At 63.6% G+C, this 21,676-nt stretch carries 18 protein-coding genes and 1 pseudogene; 8 read left to right on the top strand and 11 right to left on the bottom strand.

The features are described 5' to 3' along the window. Nucleotides 1-8: 8 nt before the first annotated feature. The 5 genes and pseudogenes from J1C52_RS02170 to J1C52_RS02150 all read right to left on the bottom strand — a co-directional run bounded on the left by J1C52_RS02170 (nucleotide 9) and on the right by J1C52_RS02150 (nucleotide 5,993). Nucleotides 9-683 (bottom strand): hypothetical protein, encoded by a 675-nt coding sequence (locus J1C52_RS02170; RefSeq protein ID WP_227426264.1) that lies wholly within the window; start codon nucleotides 681-683, stop codon nucleotides 9-11. Then, the gene (locus J1C52_RS02165; RefSeq protein WP_227426263.1) at nucleotides 680-2,347 is read right to left on the bottom strand and encodes a glycoside hydrolase family 13 protein; all 1,668 of its coding nucleotides are present in this window, start codon (nucleotides 2,345-2,347) and stop codon (nucleotides 680-682) included. The genes J1C52_RS02170 and J1C52_RS02165 overlap by 4 nt, the downstream gene beginning before the upstream one ends. Nucleotides 2,348-2,391: 44 nt before the next feature. Beyond that, a complete protein-coding gene (locus tag J1C52_RS02160) occupies nucleotides 2,392-3,555 on the bottom strand; it encodes a carbohydrate ABC transporter permease (RefSeq protein ID WP_227426262.1) in 1,164 nt (387 codons plus the stop codon). Next, nucleotides 3,555-4,556: a carbohydrate ABC transporter permease gene (locus J1C52_RS02155; protein WP_227426261.1), complete on the bottom strand. Its 1,002-nt coding sequence runs from the start codon at nucleotides 4,554-4,556 to the stop codon at nucleotides 3,555-3,557. The genes J1C52_RS02160 and J1C52_RS02155 overlap by 1 nt, the downstream gene beginning before the upstream one ends. 80 nt (nucleotides 4,557-4,636) lie before the next feature. Continuing rightward, nucleotides 4,637-5,993 (bottom strand): annotated as a pseudogene (locus tag J1C52_RS02150) (ABC transporter substrate-binding protein). Between the two features lie 128 nt (nucleotides 5,994-6,121). Here J1C52_RS02150 and J1C52_RS02145 point away from each other — a divergent pair. Then, nucleotides 6,122-7,042 (top strand): LysR family transcriptional regulator, encoded by a 921-nt coding sequence (locus J1C52_RS02145; protein ID WP_227426260.1) that lies wholly within the window; start codon nucleotides 6,122-6,124, stop codon nucleotides 7,040-7,042. Between the two features lie 32 nt (nucleotides 7,043-7,074). On the opposite strand, the gene J1C52_RS02140 is transcribed toward J1C52_RS02145, so the two are convergent. From J1C52_RS02140 to J1C52_RS02130, 3 genes are read right to left on the bottom strand one after another with little or no spacing between them, the layout of a single operon-like run. Further along, nucleotides 7,075-8,547: a carboxypeptidase M32 gene (locus J1C52_RS02140; RefSeq protein WP_227426259.1), complete on the bottom strand. Its 1,473-nt coding sequence runs from the start codon at nucleotides 8,545-8,547 to the stop codon at nucleotides 7,075-7,077. Continuing rightward, nucleotides 8,544-9,692, bottom strand: a complete 1,149-nt coding sequence (ctaA, locus tag J1C52_RS02135; protein WP_227426258.1) for a heme A synthase — start codon at nucleotides 9,690-9,692, stop codon at nucleotides 8,544-8,546. The genes J1C52_RS02140 and ctaA overlap by 4 nt, the downstream gene beginning before the upstream one ends. Before the next feature lie 58 nt (nucleotides 9,693-9,750). Next, the gene (locus J1C52_RS02130) at nucleotides 9,751-10,512 is read right to left on the bottom strand and encodes an RNA methyltransferase (protein ID WP_227426257.1); all 762 of its coding nucleotides are present in this window, start codon (nucleotides 10,510-10,512) and stop codon (nucleotides 9,751-9,753) included. A gap of 127 nt (nucleotides 10,513-10,639) precedes the next feature. Here J1C52_RS02130 and J1C52_RS02125 point away from each other — a divergent pair, with 127 nt between their 5' ends. Further along, a complete protein-coding gene (locus J1C52_RS02125; RefSeq protein ID WP_227426256.1) occupies nucleotides 10,640-11,257 on the top strand; it encodes a thiamine phosphate synthase in 618 nt (205 codons plus the stop codon). Here the strand turns inward: J1C52_RS02125 and J1C52_RS02120 are convergent. After that, nucleotides 11,254-12,423 carry a M20 aminoacylase family protein gene (locus J1C52_RS02120; protein ID WP_227426255.1) on the bottom strand — a complete coding sequence of 390 codons (1,170 nt, stop codon included), beginning with the start codon at nucleotides 12,421-12,423 and terminating at the stop codon, nucleotides 11,254-11,256. The genes J1C52_RS02125 and J1C52_RS02120 overlap by 4 nt on opposite strands. Nucleotides 12,424-12,495: 72 nt before the next feature. Between J1C52_RS02120 and J1C52_RS02115 the strand changes: the two genes are divergently transcribed. Beyond that, a complete protein-coding gene (locus J1C52_RS02115; RefSeq protein ID WP_227426254.1) occupies nucleotides 12,496-13,482 on the top strand; it encodes a sulfotransferase family protein in 987 nt (328 codons plus the stop codon). Between the two features lie 3 nt (nucleotides 13,483-13,485). Here the strand turns inward: J1C52_RS02115 and serB are convergent, their stop codons facing one another. Beyond that, the gene (serB, locus tag J1C52_RS02110; RefSeq protein WP_227426304.1) at nucleotides 13,486-14,364 is read right to left on the bottom strand and encodes a phosphoserine phosphatase SerB; all 879 of its coding nucleotides are present in this window, start codon (nucleotides 14,362-14,364) and stop codon (nucleotides 13,486-13,488) included. A 151-nt stretch (nucleotides 14,365-14,515) separates the two neighbouring features. Between serB and J1C52_RS02105 the strand changes: the two genes are divergently transcribed. From J1C52_RS02105 to J1C52_RS02085, 5 genes are all read left to right on the top strand, one after another. Next, nucleotides 14,516-15,673: a phosphoserine transaminase gene (locus tag J1C52_RS02105; RefSeq protein ID WP_227426253.1), complete on the top strand. Its 1,158-nt coding sequence runs from the start codon at nucleotides 14,516-14,518 to the stop codon at nucleotides 15,671-15,673. A gap of 95 nt (nucleotides 15,674-15,768) precedes the next feature. Continuing rightward, nucleotides 15,769-17,367, top strand: coding sequence for a phosphoglycerate dehydrogenase (gene serA, locus J1C52_RS02100; protein ID WP_227426252.1), 1,599 nt, complete (start codon nucleotides 15,769-15,771; stop codon nucleotides 17,365-17,367). Between the two features lie 89 nt (nucleotides 17,368-17,456). After that, nucleotides 17,457-18,194, top strand: coding sequence for a metallophosphoesterase (locus tag J1C52_RS02095; protein WP_227426251.1), 738 nt, complete (start codon nucleotides 17,457-17,459; stop codon nucleotides 18,192-18,194). A gap of 132 nt (nucleotides 18,195-18,326) precedes the next feature. Next, entirely contained in the window at nucleotides 18,327-19,415 is a 1,089-nt protein-coding gene (locus tag J1C52_RS02090) for a transglutaminase-like domain-containing protein (RefSeq protein WP_227426250.1), read from the top strand. Nucleotides 19,416-19,427: 12 nt separating this feature from the next. Further along, nucleotides 19,428-20,693 (top strand): phosphopantothenoylcysteine decarboxylase, encoded by a 1,266-nt coding sequence (locus J1C52_RS02085; protein WP_227426249.1) that lies wholly within the window; start codon nucleotides 19,428-19,430, stop codon nucleotides 20,691-20,693. 93 nt (nucleotides 20,694-20,786) lie between these two features. On the opposite strand, the gene htpX is transcribed toward J1C52_RS02085, so the two are convergent. Then, nucleotides 20,787-21,662 (bottom strand): zinc metalloprotease HtpX, encoded by an 876-nt coding sequence (gene htpX, locus J1C52_RS02080; protein WP_227426303.1) that lies wholly within the window; start codon nucleotides 21,660-21,662, stop codon nucleotides 20,787-20,789. Between the last annotated feature and the right edge of the window lie 14 nt (nucleotides 21,663-21,676).

Below are 21,676 nucleotides of genomic sequence, written 5' to 3'. Positions count from 1 at the left end.
AAACCCGGCTACACGATTGCAGCCCGCCGGGGCCGATACCGCAGCGCAAGGATATGCAAGGACAGCAGCAGCGGCACGCCCGTCAATGGCAGCAGGTTCACAAAGGGCACATGCGCGTTCGCAGTGAAGAACGGGATCAGCGTGATCGCGCCCAAAACCAGCACATGGCTCAGATCGGCCAGCCCCAGAAGGTTCCACAAGCGGAACTGGCTGGGAGTGGCAGGGCGGCGTTTGAGCAGCAGCGCGCCGCCCACAAGCCCGACAAGAATGTCGCCTAAGCCCACCGACCAGTAAAAGCTTGCAGGCAACCCGCCTGCCACGCCGACCGCAAGCACGGACATGCCGAACACCATGCGCCAGACGGCCATGCCAAGCAGGGGCGTGGGGTCGAATTGTCCGGTGCGGTGGCGCACATGGGGGCCAAGCCAGAGTGCCGACAGGCCAATAAGCGCGATCAGGATCACGCCCGCTTGCCCCAATGGCGGCGGGGCCAGTCGCATCGCGCCAAGCGCCGGAACGTAGGACCACAGCGCTCCCCAGAGCAAGGTCGCAACCGGCGCCAGCACGATCCAGCGCGAGATCAAGGCCTTGCCGAAGACCAAACGCAACGCCCAACAAGCATGGGCCACCAAGGCAAGCGTCAGGACGTCTTGCAACAGGATCAGCCGCGCAAGGTCGCTCATGGTTGTGCCGGGGCAGCTAGTGCCGGTGCCATCCAGATCCCGACGAAATACTCGGGCACAACATCGGACAAGGCGTCCTCTGCCGCGTCGGGCATGTTCGACATAAGTAGCGTCCAGTCGCCTTGGGGCACGCAATCGGCGGGCAGGTCCACGGCCTGACCGGCATAATTGCCCATCACCAGCAAGCGCGTCTGACCGTCATCGCGGGTATAGGCGAATAGCGACGGATGGTCCGGCACCCGCATCTCGAAACGGCCTTCGCTGACCACGGCGCATGTGGCGCGCAGCTCTATCAGGGCGCGATACCATTCGAACACGCCATCGGGGTCGGCCCGATCCGCCGCCACGTTGATCTGGCTGTAATTCGGGTTCAGCGCCATCCAGGGTTGGGCGGTTGAAAAGCCCGCCCATGCGTCAGCGCTCCATTGCATGGGGGTGCGGGCATGATCGCGGGCGTTGGCGTTCGCACCAGCAAGAAAATCTTCCAGTGTTGCGCCGTTCGCGGTCATTTCCGCGTATTGGCCAAGAGTTTCGATGTCCCGAAACTGGTCAAGCCGTTCAAAGCTTGCATTGGTCATGCCGATCTCTTCGCCCTGGTAGATGAAGGGCGTGCCTTTCATCAGGTAGGTCACGGCAGCGAGCATCTTGGCAGAGCGCACCCGGTGCAGGCCATCATCGGCATAATGCGAAACCGGGCGGGGCAGGTCGTGGTTCGACAAATAGAGCGCGTTCCAGCCGTCCTCGGCCAGTGCCGCCTGCCAGTCCGACAGGATCATCTTGTGTGTGGGCAGGTCGAACAGGTTCGGGCCGAAACGGCCAATCGCCGGGTCCCACGCGGCCTGTATGTGGTTGAAACTGAACACCATATCCATCTCGCCCCGGTCGCGCCCGCAATACAGAAGCGCGGTGTCTGGCGTGACCGACCAGCTTTCGCCCACCGTCATGATGTCGCGCGCCGCAAAGCACGCGCGGTGCATGTCCTGAATGAAGCGGTGCATGTCCGGGCCTTCGTAATAGTGGCGCGCGTCGATGTCCTTGCCGACCAGTTCGATCACATCCATCCGAAAGCCGCCGATGCCCCGGTCGAGCCACCAGTTCATCATCTTGTAAATCTCTGCCCGCAGGGCGGGGTTGTGCCAGTTCAGGTCGGGCTGCTGCGGGCCGAAATGGCAATAGCAGTAACGCCGGATGGCTGGCACCCAGTGCCAGGCAGAGCCACCGAAACACGCGCGCTGGTCATCGGGGGGCGATCCGTCGGGTTGGGCGTCGCGCCAGTAGAAATAGGCGTGTTCCGGGCACTCAGCGCTTTCGCAGGCGCGGCGGAACCAGTCGTGATCTGACGAGCAGTGATTGACGACAAGGTCCATGACAATGCGGATGCCGCGCGCGCGGGCCTCTGCGACCAGCCGGTCGAAATCCTCCAGCGTGCCGAATTCGGGTGCGATCCGGTAGTAATCGGCAATGTCATACCCATTGTCCCGCATGGGCGAGGCATAGACAGGCGATAGCCAGATGAAGCCGATGCCCAGATCGGCCAGATGATCCAGCTTCGAGATGATGCCCGGAATATCGCCGATCCCGTCGCCATTGCTGTCGCAAAAGCTGCGCGGGTAGATCTGGTAGCCGGTGGCGGTTTTCCACCATGGCAAGGTCTGCTCTGTCATCGGGTTGGGTCCATTTGGTTGCAAGTCTGAAGAAGCTGGACGGGTCATTTCACCGACCCCGCCAAAAGCCCCCGCACGAGGAAACGCTGCATGGTGAAGAACACCACAAGCGGCACCGCGATGGACACGAAGGCCGAGGTCGCAAGGATTTCCCAGTCGCCCCCGCGCGTGCCCAGTAGTTCCACGATCTGGCGGGTCATCACCGTGGTCTGGCCAGAGCTGTCGATCAGGAACACCATCGCCACCAGCAGGTCGTTCCATGTCCACAAGAACTGGAACACTGCGAAACTGGCGAGCGCGGGAAAGCTGAGGGGCAGCACGATACGGGTGAAAATCTCGAAATCGGTCGCGCCATCGACGCGCGCGCATTCGATGATCTCGCGCGGCAGGCCGACCATGTAATTGCGCAACAAGTAGATCGCGAGCGGCAGGCCAAAGCCGGTATGCGCCAGCCACACCCCCAGATAGCCTTTGCCTATGCCAATGGCGTTGTGCAGGCTGAGAAGCGGGATCAGCGCCAGTTGCAGCGGCACAACCAGCAGGCCCACGATGGTGGCCACCAGCAGGGCGCGGCCCGGAAACTCCATCCACGCCAAGGCATAGGCGGCAAAGGCCGCGATCAGGATCGGGATGACCGTCGCCGGGATCGCCACTGTCAGCGTGTTGAAAAACGCCTGCCGCATCCCTTCGCGGTTGCCGGGGTCCAGCAGAACCCGGCGGTAATTCTCAAGCGTGAAGCTGGGCGGCACGGTGACGGTGACGAACACCCTCTGGCCGCGCCCGCTGATCTGCTCGGCACTGCCTTGCCAGAGATAGTCGCCATTGGTCTGCACGGTGATAGCCTCGCCCTCGGCAAGCTCTGCCCGCGTGCCGGGCGTATAGGCGTCCACATCGCGCGAAGAGACGCCCCAAGACAGCAGGTCGCCGGGTGCAGAGAGATCGGCCTCGGCAAACAGGTTGCCTTCGACGACGAACAGCCCACCCTCTGCCGCCACGCGGGCCAGATCGGGGTCGGCGGTGCGCAAGGTCTGGGTCTGTTCCGCCGGAAAGGCCGCGGCCCACCAGCCAGAGGACCGGATCTGGTCATTCGTGCGAAAGGACGATGCCAACAGCCCCAGCGTGGGAAAGACCCACAGCAGAACCAGCGCCAAAGCCGAGAAGTGAAGCGCCCAGACAAGCGCCGGTTTGCGGCCTGCGATACTGTCCATCAGCGCATCTCCCGGCGGGCGTTGCGCACGTTCCAGATCAGGATCGGTAGCACCATCAGCATGATGACCATGGCACTCGCAGACCCCACGCCCCAATCGCCGGCGCGGAAGAACTTGTCATACATGTAATTGGCCAGAACCTGCGTTTCCCACTGGCCGTTGGTCATGGCAAAGACGATGTCGAACACTTTCAGCACGACAATCGTGATCGTCGTCCAGACCACGACGATGGTGCCGGTGATCTGCGGCACCTTGATAAGAAAGAAGATCTGGAAGGGGCTTGCCCCATCGACAATGGCGGCTTCCACTGTTTCCTCTGGTATGCCGCGCAGGGCCGCCGACAGGATGACCATGGCAAAGCCTGTCTGGATCCAGATCAGAACGATCATCAGGAACAGGTTGTTCCAGAAGGGCAGGGTCAGCCACGCGATGGGCGCCTCGCCGCCGAATTGCAGGTAAAGCGCGTTCAGCACGCCGATCTGTGTCACATCTTCGGGGCGCGCGTCATAGATCAGCTTGAAGATGACCGCCGCGCCCACGAAGGAAATCGCCATCGGCATGAAGATCAGTGACTTGGCGATATTGCCCCAGCCGATCCGGTCGGTCAGTTGCGCGGCCAGCAAGCCCAGCGCGGTTGACGCGGCGGGCACGATCAGCAGCCACAGCACGTTGTTGCGCACCGCTTCCCAGAACTTGGCATCGTCCAGCATCTGCGCGTAATTGGCCATGCCGACAAAGGCGTCATCATTGTTGCGGTCGACCAGCGACAGGCGTAGCGTTTCGAACACCGGATAGGCCAGATAGAGCGCCAGAGCGGCCAATGCGGGCAGCAGGAACAGCCACGGGCGCAGCGCCGCCGCGCGGTTTATGTTGCGCCCCGCATTCGGGCCGCGTGCGGGAAAGATCACCCGGTCCAGCAGCAGGTTCGACAGGTAGAAATAGGCAACGCAGCCGCCGACACCGGCGGTAATGGTCGCCATTGCAAGCAGGGATGGGGACATGTGCCAAGCTCCGCAGGGAATATGAGGGCAGAAAAACCGGCCCGGCTGGGAGGAACGCCGGACCGGACGGGCAAAAGCGCTTATTTCAGCGCGTCCCAGCTTGACTGGATCGCAGCCGCGACAGAGGCCGCATCCGCGCCGCCCGAGTAATCCACCATCCCGGTCCAGAAACTGCCCGCGCCGATGGCACCCGGCATCAGGTCCGACCCGTCAAACCGGAAGGTCGTCGCCTCTTGCAGGATCTGACCCTGACGGCGCAGGCTGTCATTGTGGTAGGCGTCCAGGTTCACGCCGCTATGCGGGGTCAGGAAGCCCTGCGTCTCGATTGCCATCCACAGCTCGTGGGCGATGGGTGTTTTCAGAAACTCGATCAGGCCACGGGTCGCCGGGCTGTCATCTGTAATCGACACAAGCGTGCCTGCGCCCAGAACGGGGTTGCCGAGTCCGGCGCTTTCATAGGCCGGGAAATAGAAGAAATCGACATCCTCGCCGACATTGGTGCCATCGGGGAAAAAATGCCGGGATAAACGACGCCTGCCGGTGCATCATGCATTGCGGCGGGGCCGAGAACAGACCCAGCGGGCTGTCGCGGAAATCGGTCGCGGCGACCGCGCTTGCCCCGCCGCTGACAAAGGCGTCATTGCGCGCGAACCAGCCAAATTCCTCTATGGCGGCCACGATGCGCGGGTCGTCAAAGGCGATCTGGTTCGTGACCCAACCGTCATAGACCTCTGGCGGTTGGGTGCGCAGCAACAGGTCTTCGACCCAGTCGGTCGCAGGCCAGCCCGTGGCGGCACCCGACCCGATGCCAATGCACCAAGGCGTCACGCCATCGGCCACCATCTGCTCTGTCAGCGCGCGCAACTCTTCCATGCTGGCAGGCAGGTCATAGCCCAGATCCTCGAAATTCTCTGGCACATACCAGACCAGCGATTTCACGTTCACATTGTAGGAAAACCCGTAAAACCCCGCGACACCGTCGCAGCTGCCCAAGGCTGTCCAGGACGGCCCGGCGGCATAGGTCGCGCTCATCCACTCGGCGGTTTCTGTGCCCAGATCGGCCAACTGGCCCCGGCGGGCAAGGTCGCACATCAATCCCGGCTGCGGGAAAACCGCGATATTGGGCGGAGAGCCGGCTTCCACGTCGATCACGATCTGCTGCTCGAACGCGTCAGAGCCGTTGACCTGCACCTTGGCCCCCGTCGCCTGCTCGAAATAGGCCAGCACCGCCGCCCCGGCCTCTGCATCCGGGCCAAGCCAGGGCGAGGCCAGCGTCACCTCTTGCCCGGTATAATCATGCTCCGCTGCAAAAGCGTCGTAGCTATCCCAAGAGAACGGCCCCTCGCCGGGCGCGAAGGGCAAGTGTGTCTGCGCGGCGGCGGGCAGCGCGGCGGTGGCGAGGATGACAAGGGCCAGCTTGGAACGTCGTATGGTCATCGCGGTTTTCTCCTCCCGTGTGAATGCGCGGTTGCGCGTCGACAGGCGAAAGGTAGCGATGGGCTGGTTATTATTGAAATACGTTGTATCCTTATTAGTATAGTAAAAACCTATACTAGGGGGCGCTGATGGACCGACGACTTCGCCAGTTTCTGGCCGTGGCTGAAACCGGCAACGTGTCCTTGGCGGCAGAGGCGATGAATGTCTCGCAGCCCACGGTCTCTGTGAATATCCGCAAGCTGGAAGAGCTGCACGGCGTGGCGCTATTCCAGCGCAGTTCGCGCGGTGTGGTGCTGACCGAATACGGGCAAATCCTGTATGAGCACGCCCGCGTCATGGCGCGGCTAGATTCCCACGCGAATGCCGAGATACAGGCGCGCAAGCTGGCCGACCGCCCGGCGCTGAAAATCGGCTGTGGTCACGCGTGGTGGCCGCTTTTCGTGCGCAACGCGATCGACGCGTTTCGCCAAAGCGTGACAGACGCGACCGTGCATGTCGAGATTTGCAGCAGCTTCGACGGGCTGCGACACCTGATGTCCGGCGATGTGCAGTGTTTCATCGGCTCTCGGGTCAGGGCGATCAGCGAGGGGCTGGCCTTTTCCTTCGAGCATCTGTTCGATGTCGAAGACGCCTATTTCGTTCGCGCGGGCCACCCGCTTGCCCAAGGTCCGGTCCGCAGAGAAGACCTTGCCCGCTTTCCGCGTCTGGATGTCGCCCCCTTGGTCAATCGCCATCTGGGGATCGTGAACGCGCCGGGTTACGTGGCCGAACCCGACTGGAGCCATCCGCTGCGCACGCCCCTGTCAACCAATTCGGTCATGGCCGGGCTGGACCTGCTGCAAGACAGCGATGCCTACCTTGTCTATCCGGTCGCGGTGCAGCCGGAATTCAGCCGCGCCGATGTAGTCATTCTGGATGTCGAGGACCGCCCGCGCGACCGCATCCAGATCGGGGTCTATACGCTGTCGGACCTGAGTGTGCCGGATGTCGCCCAGCCGTTTCTGGATGGTCTGAGGGGCCATGATTTCACGACCCTTGTGTCGTTCTAGTGGACAAGGGCCAAGGTCGCCGCCTACCCGGGTCAAAGCCCGTAGATCGCGCCGAATTTCTCGTCCAGATAGGCCAGCAGCGCCGTTTCATCCGGCAGGGTGCCGTCGCAGGCATGGGCGATCGTCTCGACCGAGGGGCGCAGCCCACCATGGCGTTGCACCTTGTCCGCCAGCCAATCGGTCGCAAGTGTCAGATCGCCCGCAGCCAGTTGGGCATCCAGATCCGGGCAATCCCGGCGCAAGGCCGCGTTCAGGCAGCCCGCGTAAATGTTGCCAAGCGCATAGGTGGGGAAATACCCGAACAGCCCCACGGACCAATGCACGTCTTGCAACACGCCATTGGCCGGGCGGTCCACAGGATAGCCGAAATCGGCCGCGAAACGGGTGTTCCAAGCTTCTTCAAGGTCGCGTGGGGCCAAGCTTCCCGCGATCAGCGCGCGTTCCAGATCGAAGCGCAGCATGATGTGCAGGTTATACTGCACCTCGTCGGATTCGGTGCGGATATAGCCCTTGTGAACCCGGTTCACGGCGGCGTGGAAGGCATCCGGGCTGTCGATGTTCAGCGTGCCGAATTCAGCCTGCATCGCCCCGAACAGCCAGCCCGTGAACGCGCGCGAGCGGCCAAGCTGGTTTTCGTAGATGCGGCTTTGGCTTTCATGCACGCCCATCGACACGCCGTGCCCCAAGGGGGTGAGTGCGTAATCGGGCGCGATGTTCTGCTCGTAGGTGGCGTGGCCCACTTCGTGCAGCGTAGAATAGAGGCAGTTGAACGGGTCATCTTCGGCCACGCGGGTGGTGATGCGCACGTCCGACCCGGACCCGCTGGAAAACGGATGCACAGCCAGATCAATGCGGCCGCGGTTGAAATCATACCCGAACCGGCGGGCCAGATCATGCGCCAGCCGCATCTGCCCTTCGGCAGGGAAATGGCCTTGTAGGGCAGGGGGCGTGGGCGCGCCAAGAATGCGGTCGCGCAGGGCGACAAGCCGGGGTCGCATCCGGTCGAAAATGGCGGCCACTTGCGCGGCATCGCTGCCCGGCTCGTAATCCTGCATCAGCGCGTCATAGGCATCGCCCCCCTTGGCGATGGCCTGACCCTCTTCGCGGCGCAGGGCGACGACCTGCTCCAGCCACGGCAGGAAGGCTGCGACGTCATCGCCGGCGCGGGCTTCTTCCCAAGCGGTCTGGGCCAGCGCTGTGACGCGCGCGAGTTCCGATGCCAGACGCGCGGGCACGCTGGTGTTGCGGGCATAGTCGCGCCGCGCCTCGCGCAGGATGGCGTCGCCCACCGCATCAGGAGCATCGGCTTGCTCCAGCAATTCGCCCAGGCGCGGATCGGTGCGGCGTGCGTGCAGCACATCTTCCAGCGCCGCCATTTCCTCGGCGCGCTGGTCATTGGCACCGCGTGGCATCACGGTTTGCTGGTCCCAGCCCAAGCGCCCCGCGACCTCTGCCAAGGCCGCGGTCTGGCGCAGATGGGCGCGAAGGTCTGCGTAGGCGCTCATGCCTTTGCCCCGCGCAGGCTGTCGAAACGCGGGTATTGTGACAGGTGGCGTGCCCGGATGATAAGCACCCACAGCAACACGGCGGTCGCCTGATGGGCAATGCCAAGCTGCCATGGCGCGGCATAAAGCACCGTCACGATCCCAAGGGTAATCTGCGCCAGCAGGACCAACCCGACCGTGTTGAACGCCGCGCGCGTGGCCCCATGTGCCGATTTGCGCCCGCGCAGCCAGACGATCAACCCGAACACGGCCAATCCATAGCCCGCCATGCGGTGAACGAATTGCGCCATGGCCGGGTTTTCAAAGAAGTTTTGCCACACGGGTTGCATGTCCAACGCCTCTGGCGGGAAGAAGACGCCGTTCATCATCGGCCAGTCGGTATATCCGCGCCCCGCGTCGATACCCGCGACCAGCGCGCCCAGCAGGATTTGCAGGAACGCGAAATGCATCAACCCGGTCGAGAGTGAAAAGAGCTTCGCCTCGCGCGACCGTCTTGCAGTCAGCAACTCCGCCTCGGACCGGTTCAAAAGGAACGTATACCAAGCGATGAAACCAAGGATGACAAAGGCCAGCCCCAGATGAGTGGCAAGCCGGTAGCTTGCGACCGACACCATGCCTTCGGTCAGGCCAGAAGCGACCATCCACCAACCAATCGCCCCTTGCAGCCCGCCCAAGGCGCCCAGCCACAGCAAGCGCGGCGTCCAGCCCGTGGGGATGCGCTTGGTCAGCCAGAAGAACAGGAACCCCACCGCCCAGACAAGGCCAATTACCCGGCCCAACTGCCGATGGCCCCACTCCCACCAATAGATGAACTGGAATTCTTCAAGGCTCATGCCCCGGTTCATCAGGCGGTATTGGTCGATCTGGCGGTATTTCTCGAATTCCAGCGCCCAGGCTTCGGCGGTCATGGGCGGAATGGCCCCGGTCACGGGCCGCCATTCGGTAATCGACAGGCCGCTATCGGTCAGCCGGGTCATGCCGCCCACGGCGATCATGACGCAGACCAGCGCGAACAACACCATCAGCCACAGGCGGATCGCGCCGCGCGCGCCCTTGGGGCGGCGGTCGATCACGCCGCCTTGCGGGGCGGGTTTCGTCTGCTTGCTGTCGCTGACCTCTTCGAAAATCGCGCGTTTGGCGGCCATCTGCGCCCTCCTGATGTTTCGCTGGCAAGCTAGTGCCCGTGCCGATTTTGTTCAAGCATCACGGCTTGTCGCGGGTGCGGGCCATGTGCCGCAAGATGCCGTGGAGCGTTTGCACATCGGCACGCGTCAGCGGCAGGCGGCCCCACATGTTGCGCAGCGCCAGTTTCATGCTGGCGGTTTTTTCCGGCGGAAAGAAGAAACCCGTTTCGGCCAGTTGGGTTTCAACATGGTCGCCCAGCTTTTCACGCTCGATGGCGCTTGCAAAGTCCGTGCCCGCCATGACCTGCACTTCGGGCGGTGTGTCGGTGGTCTGGCGCAGGAATTCATAGGCCACGAGCAGCACGCATTGCGCAAGGTTCAGCGAATAGAAGGCGGGGTTGACCGGCACGGTGATGATCGCGTTCGCGCGGGCGACATCCTCGTTTTCCAGCCCCGCACGTTCCGGCCCGAACAAGACCGCCACGCGCTTGCCGGCGGCGGTCAGCGCGCGGGCCTCTGCCATTGCACGCTCTGGCGTCAGCACGGGTTTTGTCATGCCGCGCCCGCGCGCGGTGGTGGCATAGACATAATCGCAATCGCCAATGGCGCTGGGCAGGTCATCGAACACGCCCGCGCGGTCCAGAACGGGCGAGGCACCAGAGGCGAGCGCGACCGCGTCAGGGTTTGGCCAGCCATCGCGGGGGGCTACCACTCGCATTCGCGCGCAGCCGAAATTCAGCATGGCGCGTGCGGCGGCCCCGATATTGCGGCCCATCTGCGGGCGCACCAGCACCATCAGGGGCGTGTTTTCGTCGAATATCGCGTCGTCTTGCGGGGTCATGGCGGTCCTCTTGCGCTTGGCTGTGCTGTTAGCGGGCCGCGCGCGCGCTCGCAAGCCGGGCGCGCTTGTTTCCGGCCCGCGCGCGGTCTAGAAGGCCAGACAGACCTTTGCAGGAAAGACCCCGCCCATGGCCGAGGACACCCCCCAGCTTTACCTTGTCACGCCGCCAAGCTTCGATCTGGACAGCTTCGTGCCGCAACTGGCCCGCATTCTGGATGCGCAGGACGTGGCGTGCCTGCGCCTGCACATGGCCACGCAGGACGAAGACGCGATTTTGCGCGCGGGCGACGCGCTGCGCGAATTGGCCCATGCGCGCGACATTCCGCTGGTGATTGCCGATCATGTGCTGATGGTCGAACGACTGGGGCTGGACGGCGTGCACCTGACCGACCCCGGCACCGGTATCCGCAAGCTGCGCGACACGATGGGCGCTGATGCGATCATCGGCGCGCATTGCGGCAGCTCGCGCCATGACGGCATGGCGGCAGGAGAGGCAGGGGCCGACTACATCGCCTTTGGCCCCGTGGGCGACACGCTGCTGGGCGACGGTGCGCGCGCCGAACGCGAGCTGTTCGAATGGTGGTCCGCGATGATCGAGTTGCCGGTCGTGGCAGAGGGTGCCTTGACCACCGATCTGGTTGAAGCGCTGGCCCCGGTTACGGATTTCTTCGCCATCGGCGCGGAAATCTGGGGCGATGATGACCCGCTGGCACGCCTGCGGGCCTTGATCGCGCCTTTGGGTTAAGCGGCATTCGTCATCGGCAAGCGCCGCGCGACAAGCTCCACCCAATAGGCGCAGCCTGCGGGGATCGCGTCATCGTTGAAATTGTATTTCGGGTGGTGCACATCGGCGCTGTCGCCATTGCCGACCAAGATGTAAGCGCCGGGGCGTTCTTCCAGCATATAGGCGAAATCCTCGCCGCCCATGACAAGAGGCGCAGTCGCGCAATCGCCCGAAATGGCGCGGGCGGCTTCGGCGGCATATTCCGTTTCCGCCTCTGTGTTCACCATCACCGGATAGCCACGCATGTAATTGACCCGCGCGGTCGCGCCATAGGCTTGCGCGGTCATCTCTGCCAGTTTGGGCAAGCGGTCCTCGGCCAAAGCGCGCATTTCGGTCGACAGCGTGCGCACGGTGCCGCGCAGGGTGACATGCTGCGGGATCACGTTGAACGCCTGCGATTCCGTCACGAATGACGTGACAGACACGACGATTTCCTGCGTCGGGTCGGCATTGCGGCTGACAATGCTTTGCAAGGCCAGCACGATATGCGCGGCGACAACGGTCGTATCAATGCAGTGATGCGGCTTCGCGGCATGGCCGCCGCGCCCCTCGACCGCGATTTCGAACTGGTCGGTCGCGGCAAAGAACGGGCCGGGGCGAATGGCGAAAGTGCCGGTGGGCACGCCGGGCCAATTGTGCATCCCGTAAACCTCGGTGATGGCAAAGCGGTCCATCAGCCCGTCCTCGCACATCTCGCGCCCGCCGCCGCCGCCCTCTTCGGCGGGCTGGAAGATGACGGCCACGGTGCCGTCAAAGGCGCGCGACTCGGCCAGATACTGCGCCGCCCCCAGCAGCATGGCGGTGTGCCCGTCATGGCCGCAGGCGTGCATCTTGCCCGCCTCGGTCGAGGCGTAGGGCAAACCGGTTGCCTCATGAATGGGCAGCGCATCCATATCCGCGCGCAGCCCGATGCAGCGCCCCGGACCGTTGCGCCCATGGATCAGCCCAACAACGCCCGTGCGCCCGATGCCGGTTTCGACCGTGTCACAGCCGATCTTGCGCAGGAAATCCGCGACAATGCCGCTGGTGCGGTGACAGTCGAACAAGATTTCGGGATGCGCGTGCAGGTCTTGCCGAAGCGCAACGATCTGGGGCAAAAGGGCGGCAATTCGTTCCTGGACCGGCATTGTGTTCCTCGCTTCATCTGGACCCGGCACAAAAATAGACGCAAAGTGACCCCGGACCAGTTGGAAGCCTTGATGCCACAACAGACCGCGAACGACCAGCCGCGCGATGCGCGTGCGCCACAAGAGCGCCCGGCCCCTGTGATCGTGTTCGGGGCGCTGCGGTCGGGGACCACACTTCTGCGGTTGATGCTGAACGCCCATCCAGACCTGAACAACCCCGGAGAGGTCGATTTCCTGACAGACCATATCCGCCCCGCGCCCGACGCGCCCACGGGCTGGCGCTATGACATGGCGGCGCTGCGCTCGGACCGCATGTTCACCGCGCAGGCCATAGAGATCCCCGAAGGTCTGGACGGGCTGGACCTGATGGATGCCTTGCTTGCACGGCTGGCCGCCAAATCGCGCGGCCTGCTCTGTGTCAGTATGCACCGCGATTTGCCGCTTGCCTTGCGGCTTTTGCCGGGCGCACGCGTCATCCACCTGCTGCGCGACCCGCGCGACGTGGCGCGCTCCAGCGTCGAAATGGGCTGGGCCGGCACGCTTTATCACGGCGCGGACCACTGGGTCCGCTCAGAGCTGGAATGGGACAAGGTGCGCGACAAGCTGCCCGCGGATGGCTGGACCGAGCTGAGCTTCGAATCGCTCATGTGCGCGCCCGAGCAGGAACTGGGACGGATTTGCGCCTTTCTGGGTGTGCCCTATTCACCCAAGATGCTGGGCTACCCCGCGCATTCCACCTACGGCCCGCCCAATCCAAGGGTTGCCGGCCAATGGACGCATAAGTGCAAGCCGCGTGACGTGGCCGATCTGGAAAGCCGTATCGCCAAGATGATGCGGGCGCGCGGCTACATGCCCAGTGCCCCGTTCCGAGCGCCCGGCCCGATCCGCAAGGCCACGCTGGCGCTGCGCCATCGACTTGGCATGTGGCGCTTTGGTGTGCGCGCTTACGGCGCGGTGCCGTTTTTCGGCGTTAGGCTTGCCAACAGGCTGCGGCTGCGCGGGCCTCAGCGCTATTTCCAAGGCAAGATCGACAGGCGCATCCGGCAAATGCTGCGGTAGCCGTCAGTCGGTGACGAACTCGTCCGCGCGATAGCCTTGGATGTAGAGAAGGGCGGTCAGATCGCCGTGGTTGATGCGGATGTCGCATTGCGCGGCGACGGTGGGCTTTGCGTGCAGCGCGACACCAGCCCCGGCCATCCCGAGCATTCCCAGATCATTCGCGCCATCGCCGACGGCCATCGCCTCGAACGGGGTAATGCCGAGCCGCGCGGCAATCTCTTGCAGCGCGGTCACTTTCGCTTCGCGCCCAAGGATCGGCTCTGCCACAGTTCCGGTCAGCTTGGCCCCTTCGACATGCAAAGTGTTGGCGCGGTGTTCGTCAAAGCCAAGCGACTTGGCCACATGCCCGGTAAAGGCCGTGAACCCGCCCGACACCAGCGCCGCGTAGCCGCCATGCGCCTTCATCGTCGCGATCAGCTCGCGCCCGCCGGGGGTGAAGGTTATGCGCTCGGCCAGAACCTTGGCGATCACACTTTCCGGCAGGTCGCGCAGCAATGCCACGCGCTCGCGCAGCGCATCCTCGAAATCCAGCTCGCCATTCATGGCGCGCGCGGTGATGCCCGCCACATGCGCGCCCACGCCCGCTTCATCTGCCAATTCGTCGATGCATTCCTGCCCGATCATGGTGCTGTCCATATCGGCCAGCAGCATCATCTTGCGCCGCCCATGCGCCGGGCGCAGCACCATGTCCACGCCCATGGCTTGCAGGTCGTCCCAGACCTGCCAGCGATTCGCGGGCACTTCTTCCAGCGGGAATTCGGCCGCGATGTCGGGGTTCAGCCATTCCGCCACCCTGCCGCCCCAGGCATTTCGCAGCGACTCGACCGTTGCGGCAGTCAGATTGGCAGCGGCTGGGTTTGCAAGCAGCGTGACGACATACATGGGCATTTCTTCCTGCGATGGGGCGCGTCGCTTTCGCGCGCTCAAGCGGCGCTTTAGAGCAAAAGTTTTCCTTGCGCCAGTCCGGCAACAGGCGTAATGGCGGCAGCGGGACACCCTTCCCCAACGAAGGGCACATATCTGGAAGGATACCATGACGAACCCCGCTCAACCGGCCAAGCGCCCGGTCAATCCGCGCTTCTCTTCTGGCCCCTGCGCCAAAATCCCCACATTCGAGCTTGCGAAACTTGCGGACGCGCCCTTGGGCCGCTCGCATCGCGCTGCTGTGGGCAAAGCCAAACTGAAAGCCGCCATCGACGGCACACGCGAGATCCTGGGCGTGCCCGATGATTACCGCATCGGCATCGTGCCCGCATCCGACACCGGCGCCGTGGAAATGGCGATGTGGTCGCTTCTAGGCGCGCGCAAGACCACCATGGTGGCTTGGGAAAGCTTCGGCGCGGGCTGGGTCACGGATGCGGTGAAGCAGTTGAAAATTGACGCCGAGGTGAAGACCGCCGAGTATGGCCAGATCGTCGATATGGCGGCGATCGACTATGACACCGATGTCGTGTTCACATGGAACGGCACCACTTCTGGCGTGCGTATGCCGCATGGCGACATGATCCCGGCGGACCGCGCAGGCCTGACCATCTGCGACGCGACCAGTGCCGCTTTTGCGATGGACCTGCCCTGGGACAAGCTGGATGTCGTGACCTTCTCTTGGCAGAAGGTGATGGGGGGCGAGGCCGCGCATGGGATGCTGATCCTGTCGCCCCGCGCCGTGGAGCGTCTGGAAAGCTACACCCCCGTATGGCCCCTGCCCAAGATCTTCCGCATGACCAAGGGCGGCAAGCTGATCGAAGGCATCTTCAAGGGCGAGACGATCAACACGCCCTCGATGCTGGCGGTCGAGGATTACCTGCTGGCGCTGGACTGGGCGCGCGATATTGGCGGCCTGCAAGCGCTGATCGCCCGCTGCGATGCGAATGCGGCCGTGATCGCGCGTTTCTGTGCGGCGAATGACTGGATCGCGAACTTGGCCGAAGATCCGGCCACGGCTTCGACCACCAGCGTGTGCCTGAAATTCACCGATCCGACCATCACCGATGGCGCGGCCTTCGCCAAGGCAGTCGCCAAGCGGCTGGAGGCCGAAGGTGTGGCGCTCGACATCGGCGCTTATCGCGACGCGCCTGCGGGCCTGCGCATCTGGTGCGGGGCGACGGTGGAAACCGCCGATCTGGAAGCGCTGATGCCATGGCTTGACTGGGCCTATCACGCAGAGCGCGCGGCCCTCGACGCCGCGGCTTGACCGCACCGAAAACACCTGTCCCGGGCTTGACCCGGGACCGCTCCCCTTTCCCCTTTTGACAGGAGGCTCCGGATCAAGTCCGGAGCGCGACGACAATGACCGCACCCAAAGTTCTGATTTCCGACAAACTTTCTGACGCCGCCGTCCAGATCTTCCGCGACCGTGGCATCGACGTGACCTTCGACCCGTCCATCGGCAAGGACAAGGACAAGCTTCTGGCCGCCATCGGCCAGTATGACGGCTTGGCCATCCGCTCTGCTACCAAGGTCACTGAAAAGGTTCTGGCCGAAGCGACCAATCTCAAGGTCATCGGCCGCGCCGGCATCGGGGTCGATAATGTCGACATCCCTGCCGCGTCCAAGAAAGGCGTGATCGTCATGAACACGCCCTTCGGCAACTCTGTCACCACCGCCGAACATGCGATTTCGCTGATGATGGCGGTCGCGCGCCAGATCCCCGAAGCCAACGAATCCACCCATGCCGGCAAGTGGGAAAAGTCCCGCTTCATGGGGGTCGAGCTGTTCAACAAGACCTTGGGCGTGATCGGCGCGGGCAATATCGGCGGCATCGTCTGCGACCGGGCGCGCGGGCTGCGTATGAAGGTCGTGGCGTTCGACCCGTTCCTGTCGGAAGAGCGCGCCGCAAAGCTGGGCGTGACCAAGGTGGAGCTGGACGAGCTGCTGGCACGCGCCGATTTCATCACCCTGCACGTGCCGCTGACCGACAAGACCCGCAACATCCTGTCGGCCGAGAATATCGCCAAGACCAAGAAAGGCGTGCGCATCATCAACTGCGCGCGTGGCGGTCTGGTCGATGAGGCCGCACTGGCCGAAGCGATCAAATCGGGCCATGTCGCTGGCGCGGGTTTCGATGTGTTCGAGGTCGAACCGGCCACCGAAAGCCCGCTGTTCGGTCTGCCCGGCGTGGTCGTGACCCCGCATCTGGGCGCGTCTACCGCCGAGGCGCAGGAAAACGTCGCCCTGCAAGTGGCAGAGCAGATGTCGGATTACCTTCTGACGGGCGCGGTGCAGAACGCGCTCAACATGCCATCTGTGACCGCCGAGGAAGCGCGCGTCATGGGCCCGTGGGTCAAGCTGGCGGGTCATCTGGGCGCCTTCGCAGGCCAGTTGACGGATGAGCCGATCAAGGCGATCAACATCCTGTACGATGGTGTCGTGGCCGAAATGAACCTCGAAGCGCTGAGCTGCGCCGCCATCGCAGGCGTGATGAAAGCCACCAACCCCGATGTGAACATGGTCTCGGCCCCGGTTCTGGCCAAAGAGCGTGGCGTGCAGATCTCGACCACGACGCAGGACAAGTCGGGTGCGTTTGACGGCTATATCAAGCTGACCGTCGTGACCGAGACGCGCGAGCGTTCGATCGGCGGGACGGTCTTCTCGGATGGCAAGCCGCGTTTCATTCAGATCAAGGGCATCAATATCGACGCGGAAGTGGGTGAGCATATGCTCTACACCACCAACAAGGACGTGCCGGGCATCATCGGCACGCTGGGTGGCACGCTTGGCGCGCATGGCGTGAACATTGCGAACTTTACGCTTGGCCGTCAGGCCGCAGGTGGCGATGCAATCGCGCTTCTCTACCTGGATGGCGCGCCCACGGAGGACGCGCTGACCGCGCTGCGCGGCACCAACCTGTTCCAGCAGGTGCGCCCGCTGGAATTCGTTCTGGGCTAAGGCATGACGTGAAACACGAAAAGCCCCGGTTGACCCGGGGCTTTTTGCGTTGTTGACTGCGCCCAAACACGAGCAGGAAGCCGTAGCACATGCAGGTCTATGCCATTGGCGATATTCACGGGCACTTGTCGCTGTTGCACGGCGCGCATGAGCTGATCGCGCGCGACCGCGACGCGCATGGCGACAACAGCGCCCCGATCATCCATATCGGCGACCTGGTGGATCGTGGCCCCGACAGCCCCGGCGTGCTGCGCTACCTGCGCGAGGGAATCGCGCGGGGCGAGAATTGGGATGTGTTGCTGGGCAATCACGACCGGTTGCTGCTGAATTTCGTGCGGCAGCCCGACTGGCGCGATCCGGGGCTGCGGCCGGGGCTGACCTATCTGCACCCGCTGATCGGGGGGCGCGCCACCTTGCAAAATTTCGGTGTCGACCCCGCCGTGTTCGATGATCTTGAACTGGCGCAGGCGCAAGCCCGCGATCTGGTCCCGGCGGAGGATCTGGATTTCCTTGCCGAACGGCCCCGCGTGATCGACCTTGGGGCGCAGCTTTTCGTCCATGCCGGGCTACGTCCGGGCCGCCCGCTAGAGCACCAGACAGAGGATGATCTGCTCTGGATTCGCGATCCGTTCCTGCAAGACGCGCGCGACCACGGCCCGCTGATCGTCCATGGGCACACGGCCTTGCCGCGTGCGCGGCACTACCGCAACCGGCTGAATATCGACAGCTCGGCTGCCTATGGCGGTCCCTTGTCCGCCGTGGTTCTGGAAGGCCGCAAGGCATGGCTTTTGACCCCCGCTGGCCGGGTCGAACTGGTTCCTGCCTAGCGACAATTTCCGCATATCTTCAAAATCCTATACGGTTCAGAAATAATCTGTGCCAATGTAACCTGTGGTTGTAATCTGGACACGGGTGCCAAAGCAGGATTCGGCCCCTTCGTTCGCAAAAAGGAGATTGTCATGCATCTGCACCAGTTGAAGCAGGCCCGTCCCGCGTCGCATGAATTGGAGCATTTCGAGGATAGCGTTCTGGCGCTCTACCTGGGCCAATACGCCCCTCGGGTATTCGGCCTTGGTGCCCTGTGCCACCTGACGGAGGGCGAGAGCCTTACCTTCGGCGGCCCGCAAACGCTGAACGTGGTTCTGGAAGGTGTTCTGGTGTCGGAACATGGCTGGCAAGGGCCGGGGTGCCACTTGGACGGCGACGGCAGCCGTTACATGGTCAAGGGCGAGAAAGCGGTGGTCTGGGTTCTGGACCGGGGCGCAGAGCCTTGGGCGGTCAAGGGGCTTCAGTCGCTGCATGTCGCGCTGGACAAAGCTTGTCGCGCCGCAGATCGCGCGCTGGCTGCGGCAACGCCGCCCACTGAGCTGCCCGATCCCGAAACCCTGAGCGACGTTGACCATCCGCAAATCCGCCGCACCGCCGCCCGCCTGCGCCGCACCACGCCAGAGGCCACGGCAGACGCGATTTTCCGCTTCGTGCAGGCCATGCCCTACCGTTTCGGCAACTGGCAGGAACGCGCCTCTGACACGCTTGCGCGGGGCAATGGCATGTGCACGACCAAGGCCAATTTGCAGGTCACGCTCATGCGCGCGGCCGGTCTGGAAGCGGGGTTCGTCGAAATGCCCATGTCCATGTCGGTGCTGGGCAAACTGATGCCAAGCGCTTGGCTGGCCATGATGCGCCCCACCGTGCGCCACTATTTCGGTGCGGTCAAACTGGGCGGACGCTGGCACGCGGCGGATTCGTCCTACAATGACGACAGCATGGGCATTTACCTAGAAAGCTTCCCCGATTACGCGCATTTGCTGCCCGCGCATGTATCGACCGGCAAACCCTATAGCCCGACGGCGGAAAAGAACGGCGTGGACCCGTTCGATATTCAGGTCGTGCCGCATCTCAACGAAGAGATGAGCAAGAAAAGCCGCTTCTCGCCCGCGCAGTTCGAGGCGCTGAATACACGGCTTGACCGCGCCCAAGGTTCGTGGCGCAATTGGGTCGAAGACGATCACCCCGATCTGGGCGCCGGTTTGCGCGTCGTCAGCTAAGGCGGAACAGGTATGACTTTCGACTGGGACTTTTCGGCCCCGACGCCAAGCGACATGGGCGACCATGACGTGCCGCCTGCAAGCGAACGGCTTGCAGGCAAACGCGTGGCGCTTCTTGTCACCGGGGGCATTGCCGCCATGAAGACCCCGCAAATCGCGCGGGGTCTGCGGCGGCACGGGGCCGATGTCACCGCCTTCACCAGCACCGACGCGCTCCGCTATGTCGCCCGAGAGGCGCTGGAATGGGCTTGCCTTGGCCAAGTGGTCGACGGGCTGACATGGCGCGCCGAACACCTGTCCGATGGCGCGCCTTTTGACGCCTATCTGGTCGCGCCCGCCACGCATAATACCATCGCCAAGATGGCGCAGGGCATTGGCGACACGCTCGTGACATCGGCGCTCATCTCGGCGCTGGGCCGGATGGAGCAGGGGCGCACCCAGGTGCTGGTCGCGCCCACCATGCACGGGTCGATGCATAACGCGCAGCTTGTCGACAACTCGAAACGACTGGCCGCGCAAGGGGTGCATTTCATCGCCCCGCGCGCTGCTTACGGCAAGCATAACCTGCCCGATACGGATGTGATCTGCACCTCTGTCGGGCGCGCGCTGTCGAACTCGGCCCTCAAGGGCAAGCGCATCCTTGTCACCGCAGGGCCAACGCCCGTGCCCATCGACGGGGTGCGGCGCATCGTCAACCGTTTCCGGGGGCGGCTTGGGGCCGACATCGCGGCGGAACTCACATGGCGCGGGGCCGATGCGGAACTGCTTCTGGGCGATGGCGCGTGGCGCCCTTCGGCGCCGATGCGCTTGAGCATCGCGCGCACCTATGACGACTATCGCGACATGGTGCTGGAACGGGTCGAACAAGGACTGTTCGCGGGCATCTTCTCGGCTGGGGTGGCGGATTACCGGCCCAAGCAGGTGGTCGATGGAAAGATCGTCTCGGGCAGCGCGGAATTGCCGCTGCTGCTGGAGCCGACCGAGAAGGTGATCGACCTGGCAATGGATGCGGGCCGCGACATGCACACGGTGGCGTTCAAGTATCTTGAAAAGGTGTCCGAAGAGGAACTGATCCGCGTCGCCAGCAAACGGCTGGACCGCGCGGGCCTTGTCGTGGCCACGCGTGGCGAGGATACCAAGGGCCGCGAACAGCGTGCACTGATGGTGAAGCGCGAGGGTGTCAGCCCGGTCGAAGGCAAAGCCAAGATCGCCAGTGCAATCGCTGACTACCTCGAAACGCTGACAACACCCGCAGACGCGCGGCTCGCAGCGGAATAGTCAGAAGTTGCGCGAAAACCGGAACCCCCTGCCCACGGGGCAGGGGGTGACATATAGACTTGCGGCGCAGCCGCACCTTCAGGTCAAACCAGGTCAGCCCCATGGGTTGGAACGCCCACGCGACGGGCTTTGCCCTTGTTCTTCCGCCAGTTTCACCAGTGCCGCGATGCGGTTCTCGGTGTTGGGATGGGTGGAAAACAGTTTGTCGCGCTTGAACGCGTGCAGCGGGTTGATGATGAACATATGCGCGGTTTGCGGGTTACGCTCTGCGCGCTCATAATCAATACGGCTGGCAAAGCCTTGAATCTTATCCAGCGCAGAGGCCAGCCACAGCGGATTGCCGCAGATCGCAGCCCCCACGCGGTCGGCCTCATACTCGCGCGAGCGCGAGATCGCCATCTGCACGATCGCCGCCGCCATGGGGGCAAGGATCATGACCAAAAGCGTCACGACAATGTTGCCGCGCTCACGATTGCCGCCAAAGAACATGGCGAAATTCGCCAGCATCGAAATCGCGCCGGCGAAGGTCGCCGTGATCGTCATGATAAGCGTGTCGTAATTGCGGATATGCGCCAGTTCATGCGCCATCACCGCCGCGACCTCTTCTTGCGACATGCGACGCAGCAGGCCGGTGGTTGCGGCCACGGCGGCATTTTCCGGGTTCCGGCCCGTGGCAAAGGCGTTGGGCTGATCCTCGTTTATGACATAGACGCGCGGGCGCGGCATGTTCGCGCCATCGGCCAGATCATGCACCATGCGTTCCAGTTCCGGGTAGACTTGGCTGTTGCATTCCTGCGCATTGTGCATCCGCAAGACGGCCTTGTCGGAATTCCAATAGGAATAGCCGTTCATCGCAATTGCCACCACGAAGGCAATCAGCAAGCCGTTGCCACCGCCCAAGGCATAGCCCACGGCCATGAACAGCGCGGTCATCGCGGCCATCAGAATGGCGGTTTTCGTGTAACCCATCATCTTGCGCACCC

The sequence above is a fragment of the Roseibaca sp. Y0-43 genome, assembly GCF_020667835.1.
Taxonomy (GTDB): Bacteria; Pseudomonadota; Alphaproteobacteria; order Rhodobacterales; family Rhodobacteraceae; genus Roseinatronobacter.
Note: the sequence above shows the minus strand (reverse complement) of the source record. Positions and strands in the feature narration are given on the sequence as shown.

Bases quoted from the DNA above. Each gene is read 5' to 3' on its own strand.
- J1C52_RS02090 (WP_227426250.1), top strand. From the start codon at position 18,327: ATGCATCTGCACCAGTTGAAGCAGGCCCGTCCCGCGTCGCATGAATTG.
- J1C52_RS02120 (WP_227426255.1), bottom strand. From the start codon at position 12,423: ATGCCGGTCCAGGAACGAATTGCCGCCCTTTTGCCCCAGATCGTTGCG.
- J1C52_RS02155 (WP_227426261.1), bottom strand. From the start codon at position 4,556: ATGTCCCCATCCCTGCTTGCAATGGCGACCATTACCGCCGGTGTCGGC.
- J1C52_RS02130 (WP_227426257.1), bottom strand. From the start codon at position 10,512: ATGACCCCGCAAGACGACGCGATATTCGACGAAAACACGCCCCTGATG.
- J1C52_RS02165 (WP_227426263.1), bottom strand. From the start codon at position 2,347: ATGACAGAGCAGACCTTGCCATGGTGGAAAACCGCCACCGGCTACCAG.
- J1C52_RS02160 (WP_227426262.1), bottom strand. From the start codon at position 3,555: ATGGACAGTATCGCAGGCCGCAAACCGGCGCTTGTCTGGGCGCTTCAC.
- J1C52_RS02140 (WP_227426259.1), bottom strand. From the start codon at position 8,547: ATGAGCGCCTACGCAGACCTTCGCGCCCATCTGCGCCAGACCGCGGCC.
- serB (WP_227426304.1), bottom strand. From the start codon at position 14,364: ATGTATGTCGTCACGCTGCTTGCAAACCCAGCCGCTGCCAATCTGACT.
- serA (WP_227426252.1), top strand. From the start codon at position 15,769: ATGACCGCACCCAAAGTTCTGATTTCCGACAAACTTTCTGACGCCGCC.
- J1C52_RS02105 (WP_227426253.1), top strand. From the start codon at position 14,516: ATGACGAACCCCGCTCAACCGGCCAAGCGCCCGGTCAATCCGCGCTTC.
- J1C52_RS02115 (WP_227426254.1), top strand. From the start codon at position 12,496: ATGCCACAACAGACCGCGAACGACCAGCCGCGCGATGCGCGTGCGCCA.
- J1C52_RS02125 (WP_227426256.1), top strand. From the start codon at position 10,640: ATGGCCGAGGACACCCCCCAGCTTTACCTTGTCACGCCGCCAAGCTTC.
- J1C52_RS02095 (WP_227426251.1), top strand. From the start codon at position 17,457: ATGCAGGTCTATGCCATTGGCGATATTCACGGGCACTTGTCGCTGTTG.
- ctaA (WP_227426258.1), bottom strand. From the start codon at position 9,692: ATGGCCGCCAAACGCGCGATTTTCGAAGAGGTCAGCGACAGCAAGCAG.
- htpX (WP_227426303.1), bottom strand. From the start codon at position 21,662: ATGGGTTACACGAAAACCGCCATTCTGATGGCCGCGATGACCGCGCTG.
- J1C52_RS02085 (WP_227426249.1), top strand. From the start codon at position 19,428: ATGACTTTCGACTGGGACTTTTCGGCCCCGACGCCAAGCGACATGGGC.
- J1C52_RS02145 (WP_227426260.1), top strand. From the start codon at position 6,122: ATGGACCGACGACTTCGCCAGTTTCTGGCCGTGGCTGAAACCGGCAAC.
- J1C52_RS02170 (WP_227426264.1), bottom strand. From the start codon at position 683: ATGAGCGACCTTGCGCGGCTGATCCTGTTGCAAGACGTCCTGACGCTT.